General features: G+C 66.3%; 12 protein-coding genes and 1 tRNA gene. 8 read left to right on the plus strand and 5 right to left on the minus strand.

The window, feature by feature from the left end; genetic code table 11:
* Window positions 1-7: 7 nt before the first annotated feature.
* On the minus strand, window positions 8-451 hold the full coding sequence (locus tag H4F99_RS13340) for a DUF6491 family protein (RefSeq protein ID WP_246372055.1): 444 nt from the start codon (window positions 449-451) through the stop codon (window positions 8-10).
* A gap of 206 nt (window positions 452-657) precedes the next feature.
* Between H4F99_RS13340 and H4F99_RS13345 the strand changes: the two genes are divergently transcribed.
* Window positions 658-733, plus strand: a tRNA-Phe gene (locus H4F99_RS13345).
* Between the two features lie 157 nt (window positions 734-890).
* Here the strand turns inward: H4F99_RS13345 and H4F99_RS13350 are convergent.
* Window positions 891-1,226, minus strand: a complete 336-nt coding sequence (locus H4F99_RS13350; RefSeq protein ID WP_182670283.1) for a hypothetical protein — start codon at window positions 1,224-1,226, stop codon at window positions 891-893.
* A gap of 270 nt (window positions 1,227-1,496) precedes the next feature.
* On the opposite strand from H4F99_RS13350, the gene H4F99_RS13355 reads away from it, so the two are divergent.
* Both H4F99_RS13355 and H4F99_RS13360 read left to right on the plus strand, forming a co-directional pair.
* Window positions 1,497-1,943, plus strand: a complete 447-nt coding sequence (locus H4F99_RS13355) for a hypothetical protein (protein WP_182670285.1) — start codon at window positions 1,497-1,499, stop codon at window positions 1,941-1,943.
* 25 nt (window positions 1,944-1,968) lie between these two features.
* Entirely contained in the window at window positions 1,969-3,012 is a 1,044-nt protein-coding gene (locus H4F99_RS13360) for a DUF2806 domain-containing protein (protein ID WP_182670287.1), read from the plus strand.
* Between the two features lie 431 nt (window positions 3,013-3,443).
* Here H4F99_RS13360 and H4F99_RS13365 read toward each other — a convergent pair whose 3' ends face one another.
* From H4F99_RS13365 to H4F99_RS13375, 3 genes are all read right to left on the minus strand, one after another.
* Window positions 3,444-3,803, minus strand: coding sequence for an HNH endonuclease (locus H4F99_RS13365; protein ID WP_182670289.1), 360 nt, complete (start codon window positions 3,801-3,803; stop codon window positions 3,444-3,446).
* A gap of 330 nt (window positions 3,804-4,133) precedes the next feature.
* Window positions 4,134-5,948: an amidohydrolase gene (locus tag H4F99_RS13370; protein WP_220481176.1), complete on the minus strand. Its 1,815-nt coding sequence runs from the start codon at window positions 5,946-5,948 to the stop codon at window positions 4,134-4,136.
* Window positions 5,949-6,012: 64 nt separating this feature from the next.
* Complete coding sequence (locus H4F99_RS13375) at window positions 6,013-6,372, minus strand: YgiW/YdeI family stress tolerance OB fold protein (RefSeq protein ID WP_182670291.1); 360 nt, start codon at window positions 6,370-6,372, stop codon at window positions 6,013-6,015.
* A 465-nt stretch (window positions 6,373-6,837) separates the two neighbouring features.
* On the opposite strand from H4F99_RS13375, the gene H4F99_RS13380 reads away from it, so the two are divergent.
* From H4F99_RS13380 to H4F99_RS13400, 5 genes are all read left to right on the plus strand, one after another.
* Window positions 6,838-7,332: a hypothetical protein gene (locus tag H4F99_RS13380; protein WP_246372058.1), complete on the plus strand. Its 495-nt coding sequence runs from the start codon at window positions 6,838-6,840 to the stop codon at window positions 7,330-7,332.
* 52 nt (window positions 7,333-7,384) lie between these two features.
* The gene (locus H4F99_RS13385; RefSeq protein WP_182670293.1) at window positions 7,385-9,166 is read left to right on the plus strand and encodes an acyl-CoA dehydrogenase C-terminal domain-containing protein; all 1,782 of its coding nucleotides are present in this window, start codon (window positions 7,385-7,387) and stop codon (window positions 9,164-9,166) included.
* Window positions 9,167-9,172: 6 nt separating this feature from the next.
* The gene (locus H4F99_RS13390; protein WP_182670295.1) at window positions 9,173-9,646 is read left to right on the plus strand and encodes a GNAT family N-acetyltransferase; all 474 of its coding nucleotides are present in this window, start codon (window positions 9,173-9,175) and stop codon (window positions 9,644-9,646) included.
* 55 nt (window positions 9,647-9,701) lie between these two features.
* Window positions 9,702-10,385 carry an HNH endonuclease gene (locus H4F99_RS13395; protein WP_182670297.1) on the plus strand — a complete coding sequence of 228 codons (684 nt, stop codon included), beginning with the start codon at window positions 9,702-9,704 and terminating at the stop codon, window positions 10,383-10,385.
* A gap of 237 nt (window positions 10,386-10,622) precedes the next feature.
* A partial coding sequence (locus H4F99_RS13400) for a hypothetical protein (RefSeq protein ID WP_220481177.1) occupies window positions 10,623-11,094 on the plus strand: 472 nt, incomplete at its 3' end.

Here is an 11,094-nt window from a genome sequence, read left to right on the forward strand (position 1 = left end):
GCCCGCCTCACTCCGCCGGCATCGCCTGCGCCTCGCGCTTCTGCGCCTCGTCCGCTTTCACGCCTCGCGTATCCAGCGGCCGGATCTCCTGGATGATGCAGGGAATCCGGATGCTGCCCTGCCCCAGCACCTGCACCTTGTCGAAACGCGCGTAGACCAGCCCGCCCTGGTTCGTCACCGACACCGCCGTCGCGAAGTCCAGGTCCGGGCAGGAACTCCCGAACTCCAGCAGGTACGCCTCGCTCGGCCGCGTCCACACCGCCATCGCCTCGTCACCCAGCGGCGTCCAGCTGTCCAGCGTGCCGAAGTAACGGAAACTCCGCACCGGCTCCCCCGCGTTCGCCCGGTAGATCGCCAGCCGGTCCTCGTCGCTGATCTTCGACGTCGACGCACAGCCCGACAGCATGGCGACCGCCGCCATCGCGCCACAAAGCTTCAAGAAACCGTTCATCACACGCCTCCCGTCCAGTCGAATTCAGGCCGCCAACAGCCACTTCCATCGGGTACGCACCAGCACGCCCCACCGTCGCATCGTCCCCTGCTGGCGATTACGCCACGATGATGAACACGCGGCTCGCGTCAAACGCTTGCCACATTCTTCCCGCCTCCGTATGATGGCGCGCCTCGCAAGGCTCGCCGCACGGCAAGTCCTGCAAAGGCCGGGTAGCTCAGTTGGTAGAGCAGGGGATTGAAAATCCCCGTGTCGGGGGTTCGATTCCCTCCCCGGCCACCATTTTCTGGTGGCCTTGCATAGCCACCAAAGCCGCGCCCCGCCTGGGTTTAAGCCCTGCGGGGCGTTTGCTTTTGGGGATTTAGGTACGGCGCCTAGAAGGCATGCTCGGCCATCGATGGCCCGCAAGTGGCCCGCGCAAACTGGGGGGCTAAGCGACCTAGTCGTAGTGCCTACATGGCACGTTGCGACGGCACGACCAGCAGCGCCTGTAAGGCCCGTACCGTCCATTGATCTCGGCGCCAAGCGGGCCGCCACACTCGCACAGCAGGCCTTCGCCACGCTCGGCTCGCCACAGGCGAGCGGTGACCCATGCGCCGTGCAAGGTGGCGTAGAACAGGGCAGCCAGCGAGCCCCACTTCAACAGTGGCACAAGGCCGACCAGCACCGGCAACTGCTGCCAGCGCGCGGCGACGCCGAGCACCACAAACGCGGTCGCCAAGGCCAGCGCGGCAGGCGCGTACATGCGGAGGGCCATCCAAGTCCAACGATCCACGGGAAGCTCCTAGTCAAGAGAGACGGGCTTCTATAGTTTCGGGATCAAGTCTCGGAGGATGAGACCGTGCGGTGGCAACTTACTCATACCTATCTAGCGAGGAAGTGCAGTGAGCAATTCAACCGGTTCCAAGCCCAGCACTCCGCGTCCGACCCCCAAGCCCACAACCCCGCCCTCTAGCCCGAAGCCGAGCACTCCAAATAAGGGGCCAGGTCAAGGCGGCACCAAAGGGACGCCGAATCGGGGTGGCGACACTGGCCCGAGGCAAAAATGATGGGGAACGAGTCGGCAGAGTCGGCTTCGACCAAGGCTCGCCAAGAAGGCAAGCGGCTATCGGAGATCGAAAAATCCCGCAATGAGGCTGCTAGCACCGCTAGTGGTGTGGGCCGACAGCTTGCCTTTGCGGGCATTGCTGTCGTGTGGTTACTTCGGAGCGAAGCCGAACGCCCTTTCACCCCATGGCTCTTCACCGCCCTTATCCTTCTCTGCGTCGCGTTGCTTGTCGATTTCAGCCAGTACGTGTGGTGCACTAATCGTTGGCGAAAGCTCTACAAGGAACTGTATGCGAAACACAAGAACGACGAGGCTCTTGTTGACATCCCTGACGTTCTTTCCGATTCAATGTGGAAGTTCTTTTGGTGGAAGATCGGCATACTCTTCTCCGGTTACTTCTTACTGATAATTGGCGCGAGCCTCAGGCTTCGCCTCTTCGCATGAGCTCAGAGCACACTGGGGAGCCTCAATGAATGACAATGCCGATGAAGGAAAAGGCTGGCAGATCGCCGCGGAAGTAGTGAGCTCAGCTGTGAGTGGAGTTCCCACGCCAATTCAGCAAGGCGCCCTCAAGGCATTCAGCCGACTTTGCTCGGCATTGATTGATATACCGGTCGCGCACCTTGAAAGCTTTTCAGAGGAACGTCGCGCAATCACCGAAGCACGCGTTGATTCTATTCGCGCCACTTCGCACGCAATATCGAATGCAGTCGAAATTGATCCGCAGTACGCATTAAGAATCTCGCACAAGTACGCGCGGAAGATTGTCGGGCGACAGAAAAACGTCGATGCAGTTGTTGGGATCGCTGCTCAGCAGCTCACGATCGACGCACATGAAGCTCAAATTGATGAAAGTGATGGGCCTGGAGAGCGAGCCGAAGTCTCGGACGACTGGCTGAATCAATTTGAGCGGGAGGCAGAGTCCGCAGAGAGCGAGGAGCTTCGCGCCCGGCTCGGGAAAATTCTTGCCGGCGAGATACAACGTCCAAACTCGTTCTCCGTTCGCGCAGTACGAGCGCTAGCTCAGCTCGATCAAGAAACCGCGCGACTCCTACAAAAGCTCTGCTCCTGCGCCATGACGATAAAGATCCCCATGGGCGTCGGTCGAGTCGCTGAGGCGAGAGTCTGCTCAGTTAAGGGAGACGCTTCAACAAATGGTCTTGCCATTTTCGGGTTGAGTTTTGCCGCACTGAACAGACTGCATGAGAACGGATTCGTCATACCGGATTTCAACTCCTATTTTGACTTCTCAATCTCCGTCGCCGGAAAAGCGAGAGCATGCCATCCATTCGAATTCAACGGTAGCGAATGGGCACTTGTTCCAAGCGGTGAAACTCAGATAAGGACTCTTCGAGTCAATGGCGTTCAACTCACTCACCTTGCGCGAGAACTATTGCCAATCATCGACCCAATTCCGGTGCCAGAATATGCCGCGCAACTGTCTGAGTATTTTTCGACCAGAAATGTTCAGATGACTAAGCTCATGAGGGCCACTCCACCGGAACAGACGTAGCCGGCACCGGGCGCGACAAGCCGAACACGGCGAGCGCGAGGGCTAGCACTAGGTCGTCGTGGGCGCCCTCGCGGGCATTAAAGGTCGCATTGCCCGCCAGGGTAAAGCGCATCCGGAATTCCTAGAACTCCCTCGCCGGCACCGCCGCGTCGAGCAAGGTCGCGGCGATATGCAACTCCCCAGCGCGGAGCAGCGCTTGCAACTTGCTGACCAGCTCGCCTTTCGGCACCGACCACCCAGCCGGCGTCGCATTAGTTTCACGACCACCGGTAATCACCACGCTCCGAGCGCTGCGCAGGGCACGCCGGCAAAGGAATAGCTCAATTGACACGCCGCACCAATGGCGCAACGACCGTCATTCGAACGCTGTCAAAGTGGCCGGCACCGCGGGTATTCCTGGGTTGCCGGCCCTCCAAGCGCTACGGCGTCCTTCACACGGGACGCAGTTTGTGCCTCCTGACGTCAAAACCGTGCCACTTTCCGAGCGCCACCCGACGCTCGACAAAGCCCTCGAACGCATTCGGGTTTAGGGCGCCCTTCCGCTGATGCCGGCCGCCGTTGCAGCGCAAACAAGCCGCCACGATATTGCTGGCGGCATCCCCACCTCCATCACAACGTGCCGTGAGGTGCTCGGCCGTACTCCGCAACGCCAATGCTTGCTTTTGCGTCAGCGAATGGCGCTGGCAGAAGTCCTTTCGCCCATGCCCACGCCACATCGCACACTTGCAGTAGTAGCAGCGGCCATCTTGCGCGACAAACGCGCGCTCGCGGTTCTTGATTGAAGTCTTCATGGATCACTCCTTAGCTGTTCAAGAAAAGGAACCTCCAACGCGTCTTTTCGCGTTGACTGGTTCCCGATCGTTTGAGCTAAGCGCGATCGGCAATTCGAGATTCGCGTTCACCACAAGGGTCCCATGAGGTTTGAATCCTTCCGCAAGGGAAGGCGCAAAACCCGATGGGAATGATCCCTGTCTCGGAACGTGTCCTGCACCTTGTCGGTGTGGCTCAGGACTGGCGACGGCCTTACGTCGTTGGAATATTGATAGCGCAGGCACGACCCACGTTGCAAGCAGGTCGTGACTACATGCAGTTGATGCGCCGGATACGCAATTCCCGAGGATCTACACCCCCGCCCCGTCCGCCGTATAGATCGGCGCGTCGGCCTTGATGGTCTGGATCACCTGCAGGTTGCGCAGGGTTTCCGGCGGGACCTTCATCGGGTCCTGGTCGAGGATCACGAAGTCGGCGAGCTTGCCTTCCGCGATGCTGCCCTTGTGCGCTTCCTGGAAGTCCTGGTGCGCGACCCAGATCGTCACCGTGCGCAGGGCGTCGTAGACGCCGAGGCGCTGGTCGGCGCCGATCACCGCGCCGGAACGGCTGGTCCGGTTGACCGTCGTGTCGACGATCATCAGCGCACTCGGCAGCGCCACCGGGGCGTCGTGGTGCTCGGTGAACATCATCCCGCGCTTGAGCGCCGACTGCGTGGGCGAGATGTGGTCGGCACGCGGCTCGCCCAGGGTGACGTCACGGTGCCAGTCGCCCCAGTAGTAGGTGTGCATGCTGAAGAAGGACGGCCGGACGCCGAGTTCCTTCATCGTGTCGAGCTGGTCCTCGCGCACGGTCTGGGCGTGGATCATCACGGTACGACGGTCACCGGCACCGAACTTCCCCACCGCCTTGCGGATCGCACTGATGTACTGGTCGGAGGCGGCATCGCCGTTGCAGTGCGCCAGCAGCGGCCAGTTGCGTTCGTAGGCCAGGGCGACCAGTCGATCCACTTCGCTTTCGTCCGGGATCGCCGGATAACCGCGGTAATCGGCAGGCTGGCCTTCCGGCGGCACTTTGTACGGCTCGGTCAGCCACGCGGTGCGGCCCTGCGGCGAGCCGTCGAGGCTCAGCTTCACGCCGGCGATGCGGAAGCCGTTCTCGTATCCCGGCATGGCCTGGCCGATCCCCTCCATGTAGGCCTCCTCGGCCTGCACGTCGGGGTAGATATCGACGTCCATGATCAGTTCGCCACGACCTGCGAGTGCACGCCAGGTCTCGCTCGCGGCCTGCGTGGCCCGTCCTTCCTGCGCCGTGGTGAAGCCCTGCCGCGCATAGGCCGCCAGGCCCGCCTTCGCCACCGCCTCGTTCGCCTCCTGGTCGAACTTGCCCATGATGGAGAACAGGGGGCGGAACATCGCCATCTCCTCCAGCACGCCATTCGGCTCGCTCGAGCCGTCCTCGCGGCGGATCACGCCGCCCGGCGGGTTTTCGGAGTCGGCGGTGATGCCGGCCATTTCCAGCGCCTTGTGGTTCATCGCGCCCAGGTGGCCGGACTGGTGGATGAAGATCACCGGCAGCTCGGTCGAAATCGCATCCAGGTCATCCGCCGTCGGATGGCGCTGCTCCTTCAGCTGCGCGTCGTCATAGCCGAAGCCGACGATCCAGCCGGCCTTGCCGATCGCGCGCTCGTTGTCGGCCGCCCAGGCCTTGGCGAGCCGGACCAGCGAGGGAATGTCGCTGCCTTCGCCGTCGGGCGGCGGCAGCAGGTTGGCCGAGAGTGCCTGGAAGCCCGAATTCCACACGTGCCCGTGCGCGTCCATGAATCCCGGCAGCATCGCTTTTCCGGCCAGGTCGACCCGGCGGGTCGTATCGCCCGCGAGCGACTCGGCGCCGGCCAGGTCGCCGGCGTGGATGATGCGCCCGTCCTTCACCGCCACCGCCTCCACATAGGCGGGTGCATCGCCCTCCATCGTCAGGATCGCGCCGTTGCTGTAGACGGTGTCGGCCACATCGACGGTCGTCGTGGCCGGGTCGGAACCGGCGGACGCGGTCGGTTCGTTGCCCGTCGGTGCCGCGCACGCGGCCAGGGCCACGGCCGCTGCCATCGAAATGCGCGCGACCCAGGCGCGCAGGGCACGGCGACGGGCCAGTGAGCGGGAACGGGTCATGCGGAACACTCCGGTGGGGGCGCCGATGCGCCCGGGGTCACATCGATGGCGCGGCGGGAGCCCCTCAGCGCACCAGCTCGATCACGTCGACATCGACCTCCGGGTCGGCCATCAGCGTCTTGTCGATCTCGCCGCGCAGGGTGATCCGGGTGCTCTCGTCGATGGGGCTGGCCGGGAAGTCTTCGTCGTCGATCTCGACGCGGATCTCCCCGGTGCCGTCGGAGAAGATGTACATCTCGTCGCCGAGCTTGCGGAGGATGACGCCGGTGAGGGTCACGTCGCGGTCGTCGACCGGGTCGGCGAGGATCGCGGCGACACTGTCGGCGGCGGCGACGTCCGAGGGGCCGACGTACTGGGCGCGGGCGGCCGGCACGGCGAGCACCGGCAAGGCCAGGGCGAGGATCAGGGCGTGGGTACGGGACATGGCGGTCTCACGGATCGGGGTCGGACCCATCGTGCCGGGCATGCCGTGAAGGTCGGGCATCGACGCGCCCGCGGCGTGTTTTTCCTCATTCGCGCCCTGTTGGGGTGCGTCGTCGACGCCCTGGGCTTCGGCAATGGACAATATTGCTCCACTGATGGACAAATTATCACCACGAACGGAGCCCGGATGCTCCGCCGAAGCCCCTCGGAGCGGCGTCGCTGGACAAATGTTCACCATTCACGGAGCCCGGAGCTCCGGCGCTGGACAAATGTTCATCACCGACGGAGCCCCAGGGCTCCGCGAATGCCCGTCCGGGCGCCGCGAATGGACACTTCTTCACCACGCGCGCCCCGAAATGGTGCGTCGACGGCGTCCCGGACCTCGCGGGGGCCCGTCCCGGGCGCGCGGATGCCGGTTCCATTCGCCGGTGTATCCTCGACCTCCTTTCCAGAGGAGTCCCGGCCGATGACGCCACGCCCTGCATCCACGGTGTTCCGCGCCCTGATGGGAGCGGCCCTGCTCGCCACCCTGGCGGCCTGTTCCAGCGGCCCGGTGCGCCGCGTGTCGGAGCCGGCGGCGCGCCTGCAGCAGGTGACGGTGAACGCGGACGGCAGCTGGACGGCACTGGTGCGGATCGAGAACTACAGCAGCATCCCGATGCGCTTCGACCGCTTCTCGCTGGCACTGGAAGCGGCGGGCCAGGAGGCCGGCACCCTGCAGGCCAGCCCGGGGCTGGACATCGGTCTCGAGTCGGCCGACGTCGTCGAGACCCGCCTGGTGCCCAGCGCCGGCGCCAAGCTCGCCGCGGCCGATGCGCTCGCCGGCGGCCGCAGCCTGGGCTATGCGCTGCGTGGCGAGGTTTTCGCGACCCCCGACGAGAGCAGCAAACAGCGCGAGTTCGAGGTCGAACACCGTTCCACCCTGAGCCCCGCGCCCGGCCTGCCGGGCGTGCTGCGCTGAACCCCGCGCGCCGCCCCGTCTTCCACGCACGAATCCTCGCAGGACCCCTGACATGAGCAGCAGCTACAAAGCCCCCCTCGACGACATGCGTTTCGCCCTGTTCGACGTCCTCGGTGCCGAGGATGCGTTCCAGCGCCTGGGCTTCACCGACGCGACCCGCGACATCCTCGACGCCGTGCTCGAGGAAGGCGCGCGCTTCTGCGAGACCGTGCTCGCGCCGCTGAACGCGGTCGGCGACACACACGGCTGCACCCTCGACAAGGACACCGGCGCGGTCACCACCCCGCCGGGCTTCAAGGAGGCCTACGCGCAGTACGCCGAGGGCGGCTGGGCCGGCCTGGTGTCGCCCGTCGAGTTCGGCGGCCAGGGCCTGCCGCATGCCGCCGGCGTCCCTATGAAGGAGATGATCGACGCCGCCAACCTGTCGTGGGGCAATTTCCCGCTGCTCTCGCATGGCGCCACCGAGGCGCTGCTGCAGCACGGCGAGGACTGGCAGAAGCAGGCCTTCCTGCTGCCGCTGGTCGAAGGCCGCTGGACCGGCACCATGTGCCTGACCGAGCCGCACTGCGGCACCGACCTGGGCCTGCTCAAGACCCGCGCCGAGCCGCAGGCCGACGGCAGCTACCACCTCACCGGCACCAAGATCTTCATCACCGCCGGCGAGCACGACATGACCGAGAACATCGTGCACCTGGTGCTCGCGCGCCTGCCCGATGCCCCGGCCGGCAGCAAGGGCATCTCGCTGTTCGTGGTGCCGAAGTTCAAGGTCGGCCGCGACGGCGCGATGGGCGACGCGAACGCGGTGCGCTGCGGCAGCCTCGAGCACAAGATGGGCATCCACGGCTCGGCCACCTGCGTGATCAATTTCGACGGCGCCGAGGGCTACCTGGTCGGCCAGCCGCACAAGGGCCTGATGGGCATGTTCACCATGATGAACACCGCCCGCCTCGCCGTTGGCCTGCAGGGCCTGGGCCTGTCCGACCGCGCCCTGCAGAACGCGCTGCGCTATTCGCGCGAGCGCCTGCAGATGCGCGCGGCCGGCGGCCCGGTCTGCCCGGACAAGCCGGCCGACCCGATCATCGTCCACCCCGACGTGCGCCGCATGCTGCTGACCTGCAAGGCGCTGGTCGAGGGCGGCCGCGTGATGGGCTACCACGGTGCGCTGCTGGTCGACGAGGCCCACCACGGCGCCGACGCGGCCGCCCGCCAGCGCGCCGACGACTTCCTCGGCTTCATGACCCCGATCGTCAAGGCCTGCCTGACCGAATGGGGCATCGAGTGCACCTACCACGCGCTGCAGTGTTTCGGCGGCCACGGCTACATCGCCGAGCACGGCATGGAGCAGCTGGCGCGCGATGCCCGCATCACCACCCTGTACGAAGGCACCACCGGCATCCAGGCGCTCGACCTGATGGGCCGCAAGGTGATGCAGCTGCAGGGTGCCGGGCTGAAGGTGATCCTCGGCGAGATCGCCGCGTTCTGCGAAGCGCACGCGGGCGATGCCACGCTGGCGCCCTTCCTCGCGCCGCTGGTGGCCAAGGCGGGCGAATGGCAGCAACTCACCATGGCGATCGGCAAGCGCGCCACCGCGAACCCCGACGAAGTCGGCGCGGCGGCCTACGACTACCTGATGTACTCGGGCTACGTCGCCCTCGCCTACTGGTGGGCGCGCAGCGTGGCCGCTGCGCAGGCCTCCGACCGGCCACAGGCGTTCAAGGACGACAAGCGCGACACCGCGACCTTCTACTTCGCCCGCATCCTGCCGCGCACGCTGGCGCACGCGGCGGCGATCGAGAGCGGCATCGGCGGCCTGCCGGTGCTGCCGCTGGAGTAAGCCGCCGTGGCCGACACGGACGTCACCGCGCTGCGGGTGGCCGGACCCGAGGACGACGCTTTCATCCTCGGCTTCGTCGAGCGTTTCAGCGACTTTCCGCTGCCCGCCGGGCGCACCCGCGACACGGTGAACGCGGGGGTGCGCGCGGACCTCGAAGCGCAGGTGCGCGGGCGGCCCGCGGCCTCGCATTTCTTCATCGTCGAACGGGCGGGCGAGCGCGCGGGCTTCATCCACCTGGTGATGGCGACCGATTTCTTCGGCGGCGCGCCGACCTGCCACGTGTCCGACCTCGCGGTATCGCCCGGGCACGAAGGCCAGGGGCTGGCGACGCGGATGCTGGCGCACGCCGAGGCCTTCGCGCGCGAGCGCGGCTGCGCCCGGCTGACGCTGTCGGTGTTCCCCGGCAATGAACGCGCGCTGCGGCTGTACCGCGCGAACGGGTTCGTCGACGACCTGGTGAAGATGGGCAAGCCCCTGTAGCGCCGGGGCATCGGCTACACAAAACGTCAACAAAGGCGTATAAGCTGGTGTCCCGATGGAGACCGATAGAGCCCTGCGCCTGGTCCACGAGGGAACGCCCGAGCCGAAGCGTCCGGGCGACATCGCGCCGCCGACGGCGCTGCATCCGGTTCCCCGCCATCCCCTCGAACGCCTGAACGCGGTGCGGCTGCTGTCGCTGGATGCCTGCGGGCGCGCGATGGAATGGATCAACTGGCAGGAGGCGGCCTGCCTGTATGCGCGTGATGCGGTCGCCTGGACACTCGGCGACCCCTGCCTGCGGGTGCATGGCGGCATCAACCGCGTGACCGGCGAGCGCAGCACGCTCGACCTGCCGCCGATCATCGCCGCGCGCGGCCAGGCCCGGTCCAGCGCGCTCGATCCCACGCCCGCGCTGACCAACCCGGCGCTGTTCGCCCGCGACAGCTACCTGTGCATGTACTGCGGCGAGCACTTCCCGCGGCCCAGGCTCACCCGCGACCACGTGCAGCCGGTGTCGAAGGGCGGGCGCGACATCTGGGAGAACGTGGTGTCGGCCTGCTTCCGCTGCAATTCGCGCAAGGGCAACCGCACCCCGCACCAGGCCAACATGCCGCTGCTGGCGGTACCGTTCCGGCCGAGCTGGATCGAGCACCTGATCCTCTCCAACCGCCACATCCTCGCCGACCAGATGGCGTTCCTGCGCCAGCAGCTGCCGCGCAACACCCGGCTGACCTGCTGAGTCCGCGCCGCGTCGTGCCGCAGGGCAGCATCGCGCACCGCGCCCCTGCCGGCCGGCTGCCGCGTTGCGTCGGAAGATGCGACCGGCTGCGTCACTTGCTGGCACGCCACGTCGCTCCGGGCCGGTACCGGCGGGCCTGTGTTGCACATTCGCGCCACGATCATTGACGTTGCGGACGCGCTTGGCAAAACTCGCCGGTGATCAGGCGCGCCTGGCGCGCGGAAACGGGGAATGCAGATGGCTCTTACCTTGGGCCTTACGGGGATGGACCGGGACACCGAGTCCCAGCTTTCGGATGCAATCAAGGACGCCAACGGGCGTCTCGGCGGTGCCTGGCAGTTGCTGCCGGGCGATGAGGCCGAGTACGTCATCGTCGACATGGACAGCATGTACGGTCCGATGAGCTGGTTGCGCCTGCATGCCACGGGCAAGCAGGTGGTGGGCCTGACGACGGCGTCGCGCACGCAGACCGATTTCCGCCTGGAGCGCCCGTTCGATGCGCACAGCGTGTCCCAGCTGTTGACCGCATTGGCCGAAGCGGCGGGGGCGCCGCTTGCGGCACCGCCTGCGCCGGCACCTGCAGCCGCACCGCCCGCCGTGGTCGCCGTGGCCGCTCCGGTGGCGGCCGCTCCGCCCACGCCGGCGCCGTCTCCTTCCCAGCCGCCCGCGCCGGCGGCGACGCCCGCTCCGGTGCCCGTTGCGGCTTCGG

This window comes from Marilutibacter penaei, from assembly GCF_014145395.1.
Classification (GTDB): domain Bacteria; phylum Pseudomonadota; class Gammaproteobacteria; order Xanthomonadales; family Xanthomonadaceae; genus Marilutibacter; species Marilutibacter penaei.